General features: G+C 65.3%; 10 protein-coding genes. 2 read left to right on the forward strand and 8 right to left on the reverse strand.

What is annotated here, in order from left to right:
- Positions 1–49: 49 nt before the first annotated feature.
- From QRX41_RS05825 to QRX41_RS05835, 3 genes are all read right to left on the reverse strand, one after another.
- Positions 50–2410, reverse strand: a complete 2361-nt coding sequence (locus tag QRX41_RS05825; protein ID WP_232342002.1) for a RelA/SpoT family protein — start codon at positions 2408–2410, stop codon at positions 50–52.
- 83 nt (positions 2411–2493) lie between these two features.
- Positions 2494–2958, reverse strand: coding sequence for a dUTP diphosphatase (gene dut / locus QRX41_RS05830; RefSeq protein WP_313839311.1), 465 nt, complete (start codon positions 2956–2958; stop codon positions 2494–2496).
- Positions 2958–3251, reverse strand: coding sequence for a DUF4193 domain-containing protein (locus QRX41_RS05835; RefSeq protein ID WP_101432216.1), 294 nt, complete (start codon positions 3249–3251; stop codon positions 2958–2960). Before QRX41_RS05835 ends, dut begins: the two co-directional genes overlap by 1 nt.
- A gap of 167 nt (positions 3252–3418) precedes the next feature.
- Here QRX41_RS05835 and sepH point away from each other — a divergent pair, with 167 nt between their 5' ends.
- The gene (gene sepH / locus QRX41_RS05840) at positions 3419–4453 is read left to right on the forward strand and encodes a septation protein SepH (protein WP_313839313.1); all 1035 of its coding nucleotides are present in this window, start codon (positions 3419–3421) and stop codon (positions 4451–4453) included.
- Between the two features lies 1 nt (position 4454).
- On the opposite strand, the gene QRX41_RS05845 is transcribed toward sepH, so the two are convergent.
- Positions 4455–5678, reverse strand: a complete 1224-nt coding sequence (locus QRX41_RS05845; RefSeq protein WP_313839314.1) for an alkaline phosphatase family protein — start codon at positions 5676–5678, stop codon at positions 4455–4457.
- A gap of 114 nt (positions 5679–5792) precedes the next feature.
- Between QRX41_RS05845 and QRX41_RS05850 the strand changes: the two genes are divergently transcribed.
- Positions 5793–8429 carry a DNA gyrase/topoisomerase IV subunit A gene (locus QRX41_RS05850; RefSeq protein ID WP_313839315.1) on the forward strand — a complete coding sequence of 879 codons (2637 nt, stop codon included), beginning with the start codon at positions 5793–5795 and terminating at the stop codon, positions 8427–8429.
- 17 nt (positions 8430–8446) lie between these two features.
- Here QRX41_RS05850 and QRX41_RS05855 read toward each other — a convergent pair whose 3' ends face one another.
- The 4 genes from QRX41_RS05855 to QRX41_RS05870 form a co-directional block, all read right to left on the reverse strand.
- Positions 8447–13366, reverse strand: coding sequence for an ATP-dependent helicase (locus QRX41_RS05855; protein WP_313839317.1), 4920 nt, complete (start codon positions 13364–13366; stop codon positions 8447–8449).
- 49 nt (positions 13367–13415) lie between these two features.
- A complete protein-coding gene (locus QRX41_RS05860) occupies positions 13416–15764 on the reverse strand; it encodes a DNA gyrase/topoisomerase IV subunit B (protein ID WP_313839319.1) in 2349 nt (782 codons plus the stop codon).
- A gap of 131 nt (positions 15765–15895) precedes the next feature.
- The gene (locus QRX41_RS05865; RefSeq protein ID WP_396176794.1) at positions 15896–17311 is read right to left on the reverse strand and encodes an RNA polymerase sigma factor; all 1416 of its coding nucleotides are present in this window, start codon (positions 17309–17311) and stop codon (positions 15896–15898) included.
- A gap of 114 nt (positions 17312–17425) precedes the next feature.
- On the reverse strand, positions 17426–18031 hold the full coding sequence (locus QRX41_RS05870; RefSeq protein ID WP_313839321.1) for a DUF4192 domain-containing protein: 606 nt from the start codon (positions 18029–18031) through the stop codon (positions 17426–17428).
- Between the last annotated feature and the right edge of the window lie 28 nt (positions 18032–18059).

Genomic DNA, 18059 nt, shown 5'->3' on the forward strand with positions numbered 1-18059 from the left:
CCGGAAAAGCAGGTCAGGGAAAGGGCTATAAGCCTGGTTGCAGAGGAGGTCAGATGGCCCGCATATGGGGGCTGGCCGAACCCTTGGCTCCTGTCAGACGGTAGGCATCGAAGACCCCGTCGATCTTCCTGACGGCCGACAAGAGGGTGTTCAGATGCTGGGGGTCGCCCATCTCGAAGACGAACTGGCTGACGGCCACCCGGTCACGGCCAGTGGACTGGCTGCCCGACAGAATGTTGACGCCGTGGTCGGACAGCACCTGGGTGATGTCAGAGAGCAGATGGGGCCGGTCCAGCGCCTCCACCTGGATCTGGACCATGAAGGTGCCCTGTTTGCCCGTCCAGGAGACCTCGATGATCCGTTCGGGCTGCTTCTTGCGCAGGTCCAGAAGATTCTGACAGTCGGACCGATGGACCGAGACGCCCTGGTTGCGGGTGATGAACCCGGTGATGGGATCTCCCGGCACTGGGGTGCAGCAACGGGCCAGCTTGACCCAGACATCGTCCACACCCTTGACCGAGATCCCCTGGGAGGTCTCCGGACGGCTGGATTTGGCCACCCGCTGCAGAGGTATGGCCTCCTGCTCCACTTCGTCCTCAAGGGCTGACCGGCCGGCGTCATGAACCAGCCGGGAGATCACGTTCTGGGTGGAGACCTGTCCGTCGCCAATGGCAGCGTAGACGGCCTTCTCATTGGGATAGTTGAGCTCGTCGGCGGCCCCCACCATGGCTTCGGGGGTCAGCAGGGTGGCCACAGGCAGGTTCCGCTTGCGCATGGCGCGGATCAGCTCGTCCTTGCCCTCCTCGATGGTCTCCGAACGACGCTCCTTGCTGAACCACTGACGGATCTTGCTGCGGGCGCGGGGGCTCTTGGCGAAGCTGAGCCAGTCGCGCGAGGGCCCATCGGTGTCCGACTTGCTGGTCAGAATCTCCACCGTGTCCCCGTTGCGCAGCTTGGTGTCCAGGGGGACCAGACGGCCATTTACCCTGGCGCCCATGGTTCTGTGCCCCACCTCGGTGTGGACGGCGTAGGCGAAGTCCACGGGGGTGGATTCGGCCGGCAGGGAGATGATCTTGCCCTTGGGGGTGAACACATAGACCTCGGCCGAACCCAGATCGTCCTTGAGGGAGCCCAGGAACTCATTGGAGTCAGGGGTCTCGCTGGTCCAGTCAGCCAGCTGCTGGATCCAGGTCAGGTTGTCCTCCTGGCTCAGCTCCCCCTCCTGGCGCTCGCGCTTGACGTCAGCCTTGTCAGGCTGGGAGAGTTCGCGGCCAGCAGACCCGTTCTCCTTGTACTTCCAGTGGGCGGCGATGCCGAACTCAGCACGACGGTGCATCTGCCAGGTGCGGATCTGGATCTCCACCGGCTTGCCGCCCGGGCCCACCACCGTGGTGTGCAAGGACTGGTAGCGGTTGGTCTTGGGCATGGCGATGTAGTCCTTGAATCGCCCAGGCACCGGGCTCCAGCGTGCATGGACGGCGCCCAGGGCCGCATAGCAGTCGCGGATGGTGTCCACGATGATGCGCACCCCGACCAGATCGTAGATGTTGGCGAAATCGTGCCCGCGCACGATCATCTTCTGGTAGATGCTGAAGTAGTCCTTGGGCCGGCCGGTCACCTGGGCCTTGATGCCCTGGGCATCCAGATCCTCGTGGATCTCGTCCAGGATCTGCTTCAGGTAAACCTCCCGCTGGCCCGCCCTGCGGGAGACCAGCACTACGATTTCGTTGTAGATCTTGGGATAGAGCGTCTTGAAGCTGAGCTCCTCCAGCTCGGTCTTGATGGCGTTCATGCCCAGACGGTTGGCAAGAGGGGCGTAGACATCGAGGGTCTCGCGGGCCTTGCGCTGGGCTGATGAAGCCTTGACGTAGCGCCAGGTGCGGGCGTTGTGGACCCGGTCGGCCAGCTTGACCACCAGGACGCGCACATCCCGGCTCATGGCCACGATCATCTTGCGGATGGTCTCGGCCTGGGCCGAATCGCCGTAGTCCATCTTGGATATTTTGGTGACCCCATCCACCAGGCCGGCCACGGTGTCGCCAAAGTCATTTCTGCACTGCTCCAGGGTGTAGTCGGTGTCCTCCACCGTGTCGTGCAGCAGGCCGGCCGAAACCACCGTGGGACCCATGCCCAGGTCGGCCAGAATCTGAGCGACAGCCAGTGGATGAATGATGTAGGGCTCGCCGGACTTGCGCCTTTGGTTGGCATGCTGGACTACAGCCCGGTCATAGGCGCGCTGGAGCATGGACAGGTCCTCGCCGGGATGGTGGGCGGCGCAAATCTCCCGGATGGGCATCAGGGGGTTGAGCGGATCGTCGCTGATTTCGCAGCCCAAGGCTCTGGAGGACAGGCCGGACGGGGCCTGCTCGCCGACATCATTGCTGCAGACGCTGCCCTCCGGAGTGACCATTCAAGCCTCCAATGTCCTGATATAATGCACCAATCCTACACTTGCGCCTGACCCATTCAGGCCGTCCGTGTCCGAAGGATGCCTCAGCGGCCCGTCGAGCCGAATCCGGCATCCGAACGCACCGAGCCAGGCAGACGTTCTGCGGGCACGAAACGGGCCTGTACGTAACGCTGGATGACCAGCTGGGCAATGCGCTCCCCAGGCTCGAAGTGAACCGACTCATGCGGATCCAAGTTGATCAGCGGCACCTTGATCTCGCCCCGGTACCCGGCATCGATGGTTCCGGGCGCGTTGAGCACGGTCACCCCCATCTTGACTGCCAGCCCTGAGCGTGGGTGAACCAAGCCGACGTACCCGTTGGGCAGAGCCAGAGCGACACCAGTGGGAACCAGGGCCCGCTGGAAGGGGGCCAGGTCCACGGCCACCCTGGCTCGCAGATCAGCCCCCGCATCGCCAGGTATGGCGTATTCCGGCACCTCGGCCCCATCCAAGGATTTGAACAGGACCTCGACCGTTTCCGGCTCGTTGTAGGACTCGTCGTAGGCCATCAGGCGGCGCACTCCTTGCAGACGGGCTTGCCGTCGGGAGTCATATAGGCCAGCTGGCTCCGGTGTTTGACCAGGAAGCAGTTGGAGCAGATGAATTCATCGCCCTGCATGGGGATGACGGTCACCGAAGAGTCCTCATTGCTCAGGTCAGCGCCCGGCAGCTCATAGTCCTCGGCGATGGCGTTCTCGTCGTCGTCCAGGTCGGCCCCGGCATCCTGGCCGCTTTTGCCCAGCTCCTGCAGGGATTCCTCGTCTTCGTCCTTGTCTCGCGGGGTATCGTAATCCTGTGCCATCGTGTACCCTTTCCTTGTTCGACCAGCCACCTCGTATACCGGTCATTTCACACGATATGTACTGCGCATAGGATACACGATTTCAAAAGCACGTAAAATACGAACCATAGGGCACAATGGAAATACCTGAGGCCGTGTAAAGGAACCGTAAGAGGATAGGGGCGTGCATGTCTGAGAATGGGACCAGGGTGGCCAGCTTTGACCATGTCGACGACAGGGGCGATCTGGTCTTCGTCTGTGACCACCGGCACTTCGCCGTAAGAGTCGACGATGCGCTTGATCGCGCCATTCTTGAGGCCAAGCAGGTCAAGGAGGAAGAGGACGTGGACCCCCAGACCGGCAAGTCCAAGCCCCTGCCCGTCTCAGCAATTCAGGCCGCTGTGCGCGCCGGCGCCCGCCCCGAGCAGGTAGCTCAGCAATACGCTGTCAACGAAGCGCTGGTACGGCGTTTCGCGGCTCCTGTGGAAACCGAGAAGAAGTACGCCATCGAGCAGTTCCTGACCATGCCGGCACCCAAGGGGTCGGTGGGACGAAACTATCAGGAACTGATCGGCAAGGTGCTGGCCCGTGCGGGGGTCAGCCTGACCCAGGTTTCCTGGCAGGCCACCAGACGAGGGTACGAACCCTGGAACATCAACGGCGTGTTTACGCTGGACAAGAGGATTTTCAACGCCCGCTGGGCCTGGAACATGCATGACAACACCGTGACCTGTTTGAACGGGGCGGCAAGGATGCTGCTGGACGATTCCACAGACGACCACGGACAGGAGCGACCCGCTGGAGACCAGGGACCCGCCGAAGCAATCGACGATCAGACCGACAGGCGGCCCCCAAGCCAGCAGGATACCGTTACCCCAATCGAAGAAGAAAACGGTGAGCGCCAGGCGGCACTCACGGCCTGGCTCTATGGCAAGCCCAAGGAAGGCCAGGAGCGGACAGCCGACCGAGAGCCCAGTCAACCCCGTGCCGAGCTGAGCGAGGACCCAGACACGGCCGAGCATCCTCCCATCAGAGACAACGAATCCACCATGGTGCTGCCCGTGCAGAACCATGGGCAGCACCAGCAAGAGGATCAAGGCGATGATGCCGGGCAGGACGAGCAGGAGGATCAGCCCAAGGAGAGCCGCCGCAGCAATCGGACCAAAAAGCACTCCGGGCGGTCAGCCGTACCCAGCTGGGATGAGATCCTCTTCGGCAAGTAGTTCAGACCAGATCGATCAGGCAGGGGATCTGCGTCTCCAGACGGGTCCAAGAGCCATGGACGCCAGGCAGCCTGGTCGCTGCATCGGTCTGATCAGCCGAATTCACTAAGGTGATCCGATCGCCGGCCAGCACCAGAAGGTCGCCGATCATGGGTCGAATCCGGGCATCCACAGGACCGAAGATTCCCCGTTTGATGGCCTGGTCCCGGGTCAGCACCCAGGCCCGCTCCCCCAGATGCTCCCGCCAGCGGGCGGCCACGACCTGGGGATCCGCCCCCTGGTCCAGATAGAGCATGACCGCCCTAGGCTCGCCGCCCACCAGTCGCACATCCCGGCTCAGCTCCGGGTCCTGGGCGATGTCAATGCGCTGGTTCGGATCGGACTCAACCATGCCATGATCGGCCACGATCACCGTCAGTGTCCCGGCGGGCAGGCGGCGATGAAGCTCGGCCAGCTGTGCATCGGTCGCTTCGAGAGCGGCCACCCATTCCTCGCCCTCCCAGCCGCTGTGGTGGCCCACCTTGTCCACATCGCGGATATAGAGGTAGGTCAGCCCCGGCTGGCGGGCAGCCTGGCAGGCAGCCAGAAGACGCTGACGGGAGTGATTGTGGGCCAGGTACTCCCCGCCGCGCAGAGCCGCACGGGTCAGGGCTGAGTCGCGAAAACGCGGCAGGCCCGAGGAGGTCACCCGGACCCCCTGCGCCTGGAGGGTCTCGAAGACCGTGGGACGGCGTTGCAGACGCTCGGGATCCTGAGCCCCCCTGAATTGGATCATCTGGCCCAGCTGGCCGGTGTCCGGGTTCAGCTGGGTGTAGCCGGTCATGCCGGTCAGCCCCGGGCTGGTTCCGGTGCCGAAGACTCCCATGGCCGCCACGGTCGTCGAGGGCAGACTGGTGTAGAGGGGACGCTGGTTGATGGGTTCGGACAGCAGCGAGCGCAGGTAGGGCACATGGCCCTGGCGGCTGACCAGATTCCAGAATCCCAGTCCATCCACCAGGACGACGACCACCGACCGTGCCTCCGGCAGTCCCAGGGCCTCCTGGAGGGCCTTGGCAGACGGATGGACATCAGTGGCCACAGGCGTTCCCAGACAGGCGCTTAGGGCCGGCAGGACGGCGGACAGATGCCTGGCCCCGCCAACATGGTTATTCCCCGCCCGGTCCCCGTATTGGATAGGCAGACTCGGCTGCAGCAGTTCCTTCATGTCAGGTGTATCCAGACCCATGCCTTCCATTCAAGCACGGTCAGACCCCAGGCCGACACCGCATGCCTGCTGCGAATGCTTTGGCGGACCGTCCGGTTATCATAAGGCGGAACGTGAAGGAGCAGGAGCTTGAGCATGGCAACTCATCGCAGGAGCAAGGCGGCGGGATACGACCCCCGGCAGGTCAAGGAGCACATCGTCGAAACCCCTCTGAACGAGGAGATGAGCAAGTCCTTCCTGGAATATGCCTACTCGGTCATCTACGCCCGGGCCCTGCCCGATGCCCGCGACGGACTCAAGCCTGTTCAGCGGCGGATCATCTACCAGATGGGCCAGATGAACCTCAACCCCGACCGCCCCTACATGAAGTCCGCCAGGGCCGTGGGCGAGGTCATGGGCAAGCTGCACCCCCATGGCGACTCTTCCATCTACGAGGCCATGGTCCGGCTGGCCCAGCCCTTTGCCATGCGCCTGCCCCTGGTCGACGGCCACGGCAACTTCGGCTCCCTGGACGACGGACCTGCCGCCTCCCGCTACACCGAGGCCAGGCTGGCTCCTGCAGCCCTGGGCATGAACGCCGACATCGACCAGGACACGGTGGACTTCTCCCCCAACTACGACAACAAGCTCAAGGAGCCCCAGGTCCTGCCCTCGGCCATCCCCAACCTGCTGGTCAACGGGGCCTCGGGCATCGCCGTGGGCATGGCCACCAACATGATCACCCACAACCTGGGCGAGGTGGTGGCCGCCGCCAAGTATCTGATGGCCCACCCGGACGCAGGGCTGGACGAACTCATGCGCTACGTGCCCGGCCCGGATCTGCCCGGCGGCGGAGTCATCGTGGGACGGGACGGCATCCGCAAGGCCTACGAGCACGGCCGGGGGGCCTTCGTGACCAGGTCCGTCACCCACTTGGAGAACGTGACCGCCCGCAAGAAGGCCATCGTGGTCACCGAGCTGCCCTTCATGGTGGGCCCTGAGCGGGTTCTGGAACGCATCTCGGATGGGGTGCGCAACCACAAGCTGGAGGGCATCTCCAGCGCCATCGACCTGACCGACCGGCACAACGGGACCCGCCTGGTCATCGAGATCAAGACGGGATTCGACCCGGGCAAGGTGCTGGGCAAGCTCTTCAAGTACACGCCCCTGGAGGACTCCTTCACCATCAACAACGTGGCCCTGGTCCATGGACGGCCCAGAACCATGGGGCTCAAGGAGCTGCTGGAGGTCTGGGTGGAGCACCGGCGCACGGTCATCCATCGGCGCAGCGAGTTTCGCCGCAAGAAGGCCTTGGAGCGTCTGCACCTGGTCGAGGGGCTCCTGCTGGCCCTGGTCGACATCGACGAGGTCATCCAGGTCATCCGCAGCTCGGACGACGCGGATGCGGCCAAGACCAGGCTGATGGCGGTCTTCGATCTGGATCAGACCCAGGCCCAGTACATTCTTGACCTGCGGCTGCGGCGGCTGACCAAGATGAGCCGGATCGAGCTGGAGGGCGAGCGTGACGACCTCAACAAGCAGCTGGAGGAGCTGGACCGGATTCTGGGCTCCTCGGCCGAGCTGGACCGGGTGGTCATCCAGGAGATGGATCAGGCGGTGGCCCAGTGGGGCACGCCCAGGCGCACGGTCATCCTGGACCAGGAGCCTTCCGGCGACCTGGCCCCCGTACAGTCAGCAGCAGCTGGCGATCAGCAGACCACTCAGCAAACCTCCGGCAAAGTGGGCGCTGGGTCGCAGGCTGCGCTGGTAGCCAGCGGAGGAACCAGCCGCGACAGTGGCGACGGCGACCTGCACATGGAGGACAAGCCCTGCACGGTCATGATGAGCGCCACCGGCCTGCTGGCACGCAGCACCCCGGGCGCCCTGGATGCCTGGCGGTCGCGGCCGCGCAACCAGGACCGGGGGCATGACGACCAGATCATCGCCATATTCGCCACCACCACCCTGGCCACCTACGGCCTGGTCACCACGGCTGGACGGCTGATCACCGCCCCCGTGGCCGACCTGCCGCTGATCCCGGCCACCGCCAACCCCAACCTGAGCGGGGGCATCGTGGCTGACGAGCTCCTGGGCGGGACCGCCAGCACCGAGCCTCAGGCCGACGAGCACGCCGTCACCGTCATCGACATGAACGACTCCGCGCCTCTGGCCCTGGGCACCCGACAGGGCACGGTCAAGCGCTGGAACCGCGAATCCCCGACCACCATGGACTCATGGCCAGTCATCGACCTGAAGGACGGCGACCAGGTGGTCTCCGCGGCCCCCTGCCAGGACGGGGACCGCATGGTGCTCATCTCCTCGGATGCCAGCCTCTTGACCTTCACCGGGGACAAGGTTCGCCCCCAGGGTCGCAATGCGGCCGGCATGGCCGGCATCCGTCTGGCCCAGGGCTGCCAGGTCGCCGCCTTCGCGGTCGTGCCGGCCGGGGAGATCGGCTGGACCTACCAGGAGACCGGCGAGGATGGCATGAGCACCCAGGCCGGGGCCGTGGTCCTGACCGTGGCCGGCGACTCAGAGGCCCTGCCCGGCACCGAGAACGGCTCAGCCAAGCTGACCCCGCTGGAGATGTATCCAGTCAAGGGCCGTGGAACGAAAGGCGTGCGCTCCCAGCGCTTCCTCAAGGGCCAGGACAGCCTGCTGCTGGCCCGGGTGGGCGCCTGGCCCCTGCACGCCAGCACCGCTGCCGGTTCTCCGGTCGAACTGCCCGATGTGGACATGCGCCGGGATGCCTCCGGTCAGGAGCTGGCAGCGCCCATCGCCTTCGTGGCCTGAGGGCACTCAGCAAAGACTCAGTAGAGTGCCATGCCGCCCGGCCCGGCCGTGAATCCGGCGGTGGCCAAGGCCATGCCCACCGGTTCGCGCATGGTCAGGGGCCGGCCATTGGCGTCACTGAAGAGGATGCGTCCCTGTCCGCCCCGCCTCAGCCAAGAGGCCAGCTGGGCGAAGGCGGCCTCCAGCAATCCACGCCCGGGCTCACCGAAGACCAGCAGATGATGCCCCTTGGGCGCCGCGTAGACCAGGGCGCGGCCTCGATTCTGCACCACGAGGTTCCCCATGCGTCGAATGGGACGACCGCCGCCGTCCCCTGATGTGGCCGGCCAAGCAAGGGCCGTGCCATAGAGGTTGGCAGGATCCGTCACATCCATGACCACGGGCTCGGGCGGCCGCTGCTTCGATCCGCCTTCGCCATCGTCATTGCCCTCATCCTCCTGGAAGCCTCTGAGCTGGTCAATCACCTCCCGGGGGGCGAACTGGGCGCCGCCGAAACCGTCGACGATGACCCCACGCGTCAGCTGGCCGGCCTCCTCCATGCGTCTGCAGACCTGATAGAGGGCCGAGAATCCGCCGGGCAGGGATCGCACTTCTGGCAGGACCGGGGCCAGGAGCCCATAGCGGTCCAGAATGGCCTGCTCGTCGTGGACCAGGCGGACGGTCCGCCGCCGGTCATCATCCTGGCCACCGCTGAGCTTGTCGTTTGCATCAGCCATGCCAGTCCCCGCTGCACCTCTCGCTGCTGAGCGCTCATCCGCAACCAGGGTCCAGAATCCCTCCGCCGCCGCTGACAGCGCTGACGAGCCGGCCGCCCGAGCCAAGGCAGCGCGCGCCAAGGACCTGCCGTGTCCACGCAGACCATGGGGCAACCGGCGCGTCCTGCCCGAGGTCGGTGAGCCTGATCCTCGAACCAGGCGCCGAACCGGAGCCAGGGAGGCATTGGTGACCAGCCCACGCCTGACCAGGCCCCAGAGAGACCGGGCCATGGCCTCCTGGTCGGGGGCCTCAGAAACAGGGGACTCAATGTCGTCCCCGCCCCGACTGGCACAGGCGCGCAGAAGCCGATCGAAGCGGTAGGCTCCCCCATCGGCCAAAACACCCAGCAGGGTCGCTTCCAGATCGCCCGCCTTGCCCGGGTTGCCCGACTTGCCGACCCCATTCGTGACTGACGGAGGGCCGGCGGATTGTGCTGGAAGCTCCTCGTCCAGGTCCTCGGCCAGATAAAAGGTCATGGCGCCCAGCGGGCCCTCCCCCTGGTCGGACCCCACCCAGACCACCTGGCCCGAGGCCAGCAGGTCGTCCATCAATGCCGGGCCGTAATCACGCACCCTGGCCGGGAAGATGGCCGACTCCCAGAGTTCGGGCGGCAGAGCCAGCCCCTCCAGCTGCCCGATCACCTCCAGCAGTCCTTCGGCGCCCATCAAGGGCTCCTGGCCCAGGGGCGCCAGACCCTGCCGGTGAAGAAGAAAGTCGCTGTAGACATGGCCGGGGACGGGACTGGCGGCCTTGCTGGCCTTGGCCAGGGACCGCGAGCGCAGCCGACGGAAGACCTCGGGATCCAGCCATCCTCGGCGGGGTTCGCCTCCCTCCCATCCGGGCTCGCCATAGGCGCTCAGGTCGGGACGGGGGAAGACCCCGGTCATGAGCAGCTCGCGTGCGACCAGGGAACGCAGCCTGTCCTCCAAGAGAGCGCTGCCCAGGCCCAGGTGGCCGGCCAGGTCCTCGGTGGTGAACGGCCCATGGACTGCGGCGTATTGCCTGACCAGCTGGTCGAAGGCTTCGCTGTCTGATTCCGATTCCTTTGTCGGCTGGGCGGATGGCTGGATGACGCCTGGGCCCAGGACCGCCGTCAACCGTCCTGCCTGGCCGGCCCATACCCAGCAGTGGCGAGCGCCTAACCTGACCGGAACCACCCTGGACTGGGCCTGCAGCTCCTCCAGCATGGCCCGGACCTGTGCCTGCGTCACCGGTTCGTCCTCCTGACCGCGCATGCGCCGACCAATCCCGGCCAGGTCCATGGGGCCCATAGTGCGCAGCAGGTCGGCCAGACCTTCGACCCCCCTGGCCCGGGTCTTGGGCGAAAGCCGCTGCAGGTCAGCAGTCACCTGATCGACGGTCTCCTGGTCCAGGAGGTCAGCCATGTCCACTTGGCCGACCATCTGCTCCAGCAGGTCGGAGTCGATGGCCAGCATGGCGGCGTCGCGCTCGGCCTTGGGCATGTCGTACTGGTACATGAAGGTCCCCAGGTAGCCGAAGAGCAGTCCTGAGGCCATGGGCGAGGGGGTCTTGGTGGAGGCCGGGACCAGACGGACGCTCCCCTGCTCCAGGTCGGTCATAAGCTCGCGCAGGGCAGGCATGTCGTAGACATCCTGCAGGCATTCGCGCATGGTCTCCAGAACCAGGGGGAAGTCGTCCTCCTTCAGGGCCGCGTCCAGCAGACGGGAGGCCCGCAGACGCTGCTGCCAGAGCGGAACCCTGCGGCCCGGCTCCATCCTGGGCATGTAGAGCGAGCGGGCTGCGCACTGGCGGAAGCGGGCCTGGAAGAGCGCCGAGCCGACCAGATGACGTCGGACCTCGCGCTCCACCTGATCGGGGGTGAATCCGAATATGCGCTGGTCTTCCAGGAAGGCATCAGTGCCCGGGATCTGCACGACGATGCCGTCCTCCCCCGCCCAGACGGATCCGTCATAGCCGCGCTCACGGGAGAGCCGGGCGGCGATGGCCAGGGCCCAGGGCTCGTTGACCCTGCGGCCGTACGGCGAATGGAGGATCAGCCTCAGATCGCCCTCCTCGTTGGGGCAACGCTCGACCACCAGGTGACGGTCGTCGGGCACCCGGCCGGTGGAGGCATGCTGTTCGGCCAGAAAGGCGGCCAGATTGTTGATGGCAGGACGGTCCAGCCCGTCCTCCAGCAGACGAGCACAGACGGGTTGCGTGAAGCCCGGCCGACCGGAGGCAGTCTGGACTGCCGGTATCAGGCCCTGGGACAGTTCCCTGGCCAGCCTGCCCAGACGACGGCCGAATGCGGGGTCACGGCCGGTGCCCTCCCCGTGCCAGAAGGGCAGTCTGGCGGAGCGCCCCGGAGCGGGCACCACCACCACGCGGTCGCGGGTGATCTGCTGGATCCTCCAGGAGGTGGTGCCCAGGGTGATCACGTCCCCCTTGCGAGACTCGTAGACCATCTCCTCGTCCAGCTCACCCACTCGTCGTGGCTTGCCGCCGGCGGCCTCGGAGGGCATGACCACGCTGTAGGAGCCACGGTCGGGAATGGTGCCCCCGGAGGTCACCGCCAGTCGTTGCGCGCCGGGGCGGGCCGTCAGCGTGCCGGTTTGGTGGTCCCAGACCAGGATGGGGCGGAAAGCGGTGAAATCCTGGGAGGTGTAGGCGCCGCTGAGCATGCCCAGCACCGCCCGGTAGACCTGCTGATCCAGGTGGGCGAAGGGCGCGGCCCGTCTGACCGTGGCCAGCCAGTCCTGCTCCTTGAGCGGCCCCATGGCGGCTGCGGCCACCGTCTGCTGGGCTAGAACATCCAAGGGACTGCTGGGCATGATGGTCGGTTCGATGTCGCCCTGGACCATGCTCTCCATGCTGGCCGTGCACTCCAGGATCTGCTCGCGGGTCAGCGGGAACAGCCTGGCCTGCGATACCCGACCGACCTGGTGATCGGCCCGGCCCACCCGCTGCAGTCCCGATGCGGTCGACAGGGGAGCATTGACCTGGATGACCAGATCGACCGAGCCCATATCAATGCCCAGCTCCAGGCTGGAGGTGGCCACCACACAGCGCAGTCTGCCGGCCTTGAGGTCGTCCTCCACCTGGCGGCGACGTTCCTTGGACACCGAACCATGGTGGGCCATGGCAATGGGTTGGTCGACAGTTTGACCTGAGGTTCTCTCGGAGGTGGACCCGGTGGCCGAATCGTAGTGGGCTGGCTCCCTGGCCGACTCGGACTTGTCAGAGGGGCCTGACCGGTCACGCCCGTTCCAATCACGGCCGCCCTGGCTTACATCGGCTTGGTGCAGGTCGTTCAGCCGGGCGGTCAGGCGTTCGGCGAGCCCTCGGGAGTTGACGAAGACCAGGGTGGTGCGATGGGACAGCACCTGGTCCAGAATGGCCCGCTCGATGGCTGGCCAGATGGATCCGCTTCTTTGGTCGCCCTCCTGACCCTCCTGGCCGGGCTCGCCGGGCGGCGCCGCCAGATCGCCCATGTCCTCCAAGGGCTCGATCAGGCGCAGGTCCATGGCTGTGGACGACTTGGGCTGGATCAGACTGACCGGACGGCTGCCACCCAGGAAACGTGCCACCTGCTCGGGCGGCCGGACAGTAGCCGACAGGCCTATCCGCTGCACCGGCCCCCCAACCAGGTCGTCCAGGCGCTCCAGGCTCAGGGCCAGATGAGCCCCGCGCTTATTGCCCGCCATAACGTGGATTTCATCCACAATAACGGTTTGCACGTTCTTCAGCGTGCTGGCCGTCTTGGATGTCAGCATCAGATAGAGGGATTCGGGGGTGGTGACCAGAATATCCGGCGGATGGGCGGCCAGGGCCCTGCGGCCGCGGGCGTCGGTATCTCCGGTGCGGATGCCCGTCCGGACCTTGGGTGCCTGGCGTCCCTGTTGTTCAAATCGCTCGGCGATGCCCTCCAGCGGAGCCTGCAAGTTGCGGGCCACATCCGTCCCCAGGGCCTTCATGGGCGAGATGTAGAGCACGGCGACCCCAGGCTTCCGGGAGCGCCGGGGCCTGGTCATAAGCTCGTCGATAGCCCAAAGAAAAGCGGCCAGGGTCTTGCCCGAGCCTGTGGGCGAAATGATCAGCGCATCGCCGCCTGCGCGGATGGCCGGCCAGGCCTGCACCTGGGTCGGCGTGGGCCCCTCAGGAAAGGTCCGGCAAAACCAGTCGGCCGTCTGCGGGGAGAAATTGTCCAAGGGATCGCCCATATGCGTCATACTCCCCTCCCCGCCCTTTTTGGGCCTTGCTGAAAGTCGATCAGGTGTCGATCTTGCTCCGGTCGAAGTCGTCGGCATTGTCCACGATGAACTGCTTGCGCGGCGGCACGTCGTCCCCCATCAGCAGGGGGAAGATGCCGGCCGCCTGTGCGGCATCCTCCATGCGGATGCGGCGCAGCATGCGGGTCCTGGGATCCATGGTGGTGTCGGCCAGCTGGTCGGCGTCCATCTCGCCCAGACCCTTGTAGCGCTGCACATCGGGATTGTAGTCGATGTGCTTGGCATGCAGGTCGGCCAGCTTGCCCTCCAGCTCATCGTCCGAATAGGTGTAGATGAACTTCCCCTTGTTCTTGCCTGCCAGGGCGATTCGATGCAGGGGCGGCACGGCTGCGTAGACCCGTCCGTTCTCGATCAGGGGACGCATGTAGCGATAGAAGAGGGTCAGCAGGAGGATGCGGATGTGGGCGCCGTCCACGTCGGCATCGGTCATCATGATGACCTTGTTGTAGCGGGCCTGGTCGATGTCGAAGCTGGCTCCCGAGCCGGCGCCGACCACCTGGATGATGGAGGCGCACTCCTTGTTGGTCAGCATCTGGGACAGGGAGGCCTTCTGCACGTTGAGGATCTTGCCGCGGATGGGCAGCAGGGCCTGGAACATGGAGTTTCGTGCCGCCTTGGCCGTGCCCAGGGCGGAGTCGCCCTCGACGATGAACAGCTCGGCGATGTCGTCGTTGCCGGGCATGGAATCCGAGAGCTTGGAGGGCATGGAGGCCGATTCCAGAGCGTTCTTGCGCCTGGTGACCTCCTTGGTCTTGCGTGCCTGGACGCGGGCGTGCATCTCGCCCACGATCTTCTCCAGCACCTGGCCGGACTGCTCCTTGAAGCCGCGCTTGGAGCCGCTGATCATCTGGCCGAACTGGTCGTCGGTCATCCGGGTGACGATGGGTTTGACCTGGGCCGTACCCAGCACGTCCTTGGTCTGGCCCTGGAACTGCGGCTCGGCGATGCGCACGGTGACCACGGCCACCAGACCGGCCAGGACGTCGTCGCGCTCCACCTTGGTGTGGGAGTCCTTGAGGTTGACCTTGAGGCGGCGGGCGTTGGCCTCCACGGCCTTGCGCACCTGACGGGTCATGGCGTTCATGAACCCGTCCACGTGCATGCCTCCGCCAGGCGTCTCCACCACATTGACGAAGCTGCGGACGACAGAATCGTAGTCATTGACCCAGCGCAGGGCGATATCCACTCCGCAGACCCGTTCCACCTGCTCGGCGTGCAGCTCCCCGTCCGAACCCACACGCTGGGTCTCCTCCTGGTAGGTGTCCTGGCCGCTGATCCGCCAGATGTCGCTGACCGGCTCCCCCTTGGACAGGAAGTCCACGAAATCCGTCACCCCGCCAGTGTGCAGGAACTCCTCCACCCGTTGATGGCCGGACTCGTCCTCCGGCTGCAGCATGGCCCGGTCGGCCTGCTCGGTGGCCGAAAGGCTGGCATCGTCCACCTGCGCATCCTCGGCAGGTTGGTCTTCGGCGCCTTCTTCTGGCCAGTCCCCGCTGTCAGACGGTTCACCAAGGTTCCCCTGAACGTCCTGATCGTCCGGTTCCGCAGCAGGTTCGCCGTCAACCTCCAGGCGCAGGTCCTGCTCGGCGCTTCCTGTGGCGGGGATGCGGTCGTCGACCACGGTGATCTTGAGGCCGGGCACCAGGAAGCTGGTCTGACGCACCCGGTCGATCAGCTGAGCGTAGCTGAACCGGGCCGTTGAGTTGAAAATTTCTGGGTCGGCCCAGTAGCGCACCCTGGTGCCGGTCCGGGACTTGGGCACGCTGCCCACCACCTCCAAGGGCGTAGGCCGGTTCTTCCTGGTGCGTTTGAAGGGCGAATCGGGCGAAGGATGCTCCGGATCAGGGTCCTGATAGGTGCCTGGATGGCCCTGATGGAAGCGCATCCGGTGGGTCTTGCCGTCCCTGTCCACCTCCACGTCCAGTCGGGAGCTCAAGGCATTGACCACCGAAGAGCCCACGCCGTGCAGGCCGCCGACAGCCGTGTATGAAGAGTTGCCGAACTTGGCGCCCGCGTGAAGCTTGGTCAGAACCACCTCCACGCCGGTCAGCCCGGTCCGCGGCTCAGTATCGACGGGGATGCCTCGGCCGTTGTCGTCCACCTCGATGGAGCCGTCCCTGTGCAGGATGACCTTGATGTGGTCGCACTGGCCGGCCAAGGCCTCGTCCACGGCGTTGTCGATGATCTCCCAAAGGCAGTGCATGAGCCCCTGGCTGTCCGTGGTTCCGATGTACATGCCTGGACGCTTGCGCACTGCGTCCAAGCCATCCAGAACCGTCAGACTGCCGGCACCATAGGACTTTCCCGTATCAGGCTTTTTCGCCACCATTTACCTCGCCGTTCACCTCATGGCGCCCAAGGGGGACAGGGATCCCCGCATGGGCGGTCGCTTACGCACCGATGACCATTTCTAGCAAGGAGGCCTCGACAGCACCAGGACCTCCCCGTCGGGCGCAGAGGTCACTGGTCCAGGAAGTCGCGCAGGGTCTGCGAGCGCGAGGGATGCCGCAGCTTGGACATGGTCTTGGACTCGATCTGGCGGATGCGCTCACGGGTGACCCCGTAGACGCGGCCGATGTCGTCCAGGGTCTTGGGCTGTCCATCCTCCAGGCCGTAGCGCATCTTGATGACGCCGGCCTCGCGGGGGCTCAGGGTCTCGAGAACCTGCTGGAACTGCTCCTGCAGCAGGGAGAAGGCTACAGCATCCGATGGGGCGATGGCGTCGGTGTCCTCAATCAGGTCGCCGAACTCCGAGTCGCCGTCTTCACCCAGAGGGGTGTGCAGGGAGATGGGCTCGCGGCCGTACTTCTGGACCTCCTGAACCTTCTCGACCGGCATGTCCAGCTCCCTGGCCAGCTCGTCGGGGGTGGGTTCGCGGCCCAGATCCTGCAGCATCTGACGCTGGACGCGGGAAAGCTTGTTGATGACCTCGACCATGTGGACGGGCACACGGATGGTGCGGGCCTGGTCGGCCATGGCGCGGGTAATGGCCTGACGAATCCACCAGGTGGCGTAGGTGGAGAACTTGTAGCCCTTGGTGTAGTCGAACTTCTCCACGGCGCGAATCAGACCCAGGTTGCCTTCCTGGATCAGGTCCAGGAAGAGCATGCCCCTGCCGGTGTAGCGCTTGGCCAGGGAGACCACCAGTCGCAGGTTGGCCTCCAGCAGATGGTCCTTGGCCTTCTTCCCGTCGTTGGCGGCCCACTTGAGCTCGCGGCGACGCTTGAAGTCCATGCCTTCGCCCTCGGTATCCAGCAGATGCTGGGCGTAGAGGCCGGCCTCGATGCGCTCCGAAAGGTCCACCTCCTGCTCGGCGTTCAGCAGGCTGACGCGGCCGATCTGCTTGAGGTAGTCCTTGACAGGATCGGCAGTGGCGCCGGCGGTGACCACCCGACGCTTGGGATTGCCAGAGGGGGTGACATTCTCGTCGTCATCGGAATCGTCGACGACAAAGGCGCCCTTGACCTTGGCTGCGAGGGCATGGGCGGCCTTGCGGTCCTCTTCGGCCTCGTCCTGGACCTGGGAGGCCTCGTCCTCCTCCTGATCGTCCTCGTCGGGCTCGTCCTCCAGCTGGTCGTCGTCCTCCTGATCCTCGAGCAGGTCCTCGTCGGGCTCCTGCTCCTCCTGCTGCAGGATGGGCTTCTCTTCGACCTTCTTGGCGGTCTTGGAGGCCGGACGGCGGTTCGTCTTGGTCGCTGAGGTGCTCGTAGTGGCGCTCTTGCGGGACGCGGTCTTGCGGGACGCGGTCTTGCGGGACGCCTTGCTGCTGGTCTTGGACCTGGTGGCGGTCTTGGTCTTGCCGGCAGTTGAACTGGTCCGGCCCTTTGCGGTATCCACTGCGGCTGTCTTGGCTGACTTGGTGTCCTTCGTGGCCAAATTCTCCTCCTGGATCATCCCACCCGCCGACACTGCTTTTAGGGCACAGCTCTGGCAAGGTCAAATCGTAGACTCATTAAAGTGAACCACCCCAGGGGGACGATTATTCCCGATTCAGCTCAATTGCCTCCAGGCCGGGTCGATGCCGCGGCCTATCAAGGCCAGGACGATGGCAGCCAAGGTACAGGAACGATCGTCTGCCAGGGCTTCCTCGGCAAACTCCGATGCCCGGGATCCCCCACTCCACCAGTCGACATAAGCCGCGACCGCCAGCGGCTGGGACCGAAACCCCGGCGGAACCTGATCTGCCATAGCTTCAAGCATGGCCAACCCAGCATGGCAACGGGGCTGGTCCGGCCGCGTCGCAGGATCCTTGAAGACCGCATCCAGGATGCTGCAGAGCGATGTCACATTCGATGGATCGTTGGGACGAACACACAGGTCCATCAGCCGATCGCTGTCCAGACCAGGCTCAGGTGCCAGAATCGACAAAATAAGCCCGTCGCGTATGGCCAGTGTCTCCTTAATGGCCACGGCCAGGCAGTCGGCCGAGTCGGCGTCCAACTGCTGGTGCGTCTGCGGCCCTTGCAAACCAGCAGTCCAATCTGTCAGAGGTTGATGGAGCCATCGTCTGTCGGCCTCTTCCACACCCCATCGTCGCCGGCCCTCTCGGTAGTGCTCCACCAGTTCTTTCATGCCGTCTTCATGCACATCGTCCATGCCGTCATCGCCTCCCATTCGCTCCCAG

Source organism: Bifidobacterium kimbladii (assembly GCF_032193675.1).
Lineage (GTDB): Bacteria > Actinomycetota > Actinomycetes > Actinomycetales > Bifidobacteriaceae > Bombiscardovia > Bombiscardovia kimbladii.

Excerpts from the sequence above, each read along its gene's own strand:
- dut (WP_313839311.1), bottom strand. The coding sequence starts at position 2,958 with ATGGCCTACGACGAGTCCTACAACGAGCCGGAAACGGTCGAGGTCCTG.
- QRX41_RS05845 (WP_313839314.1), bottom strand. The coding sequence starts at position 5,678 with ATGGGTCTGGATACACCTGACATGAAGGAACTGCTGCAGCCGAGTCTG.
- QRX41_RS05835 (WP_101432216.1), bottom strand. The coding sequence starts at position 3,251 with ATGGCACAGGATTACGATACCCCGCGAGACAAGGACGAAGACGAGGAA.
- QRX41_RS05825 (WP_232342002.1), bottom strand. The coding sequence starts at position 2,410 with ATGGTCACTCCGGAGGGCAGCGTCTGCAGCAATGATGTCGGCGAGCAG.
- sepH (WP_313839313.1), top strand. The coding sequence starts at position 3,419 with ATGTCTGAGAATGGGACCAGGGTGGCCAGCTTTGACCATGTCGACGAC.
- QRX41_RS05855 (WP_313839317.1), bottom strand. The coding sequence starts at position 13,366 with ATGGGCGATCCCTTGGACAATTTCTCCCCGCAGACGGCCGACTGGTTT.
- QRX41_RS05870 (WP_313839321.1), bottom strand. The coding sequence starts at position 18,031 with ATGGACGATGTGCATGAAGACGGCATGAAAGAACTGGTGGAGCACTAC.
- QRX41_RS05850 (WP_313839315.1), top strand. The coding sequence starts at position 5,793 with ATGGCAACTCATCGCAGGAGCAAGGCGGCGGGATACGACCCCCGGCAG.
- QRX41_RS05860 (WP_313839319.1), bottom strand. The coding sequence starts at position 15,764 with ATGGTGGCGAAAAAGCCTGATACGGGAAAGTCCTATGGTGCCGGCAGT.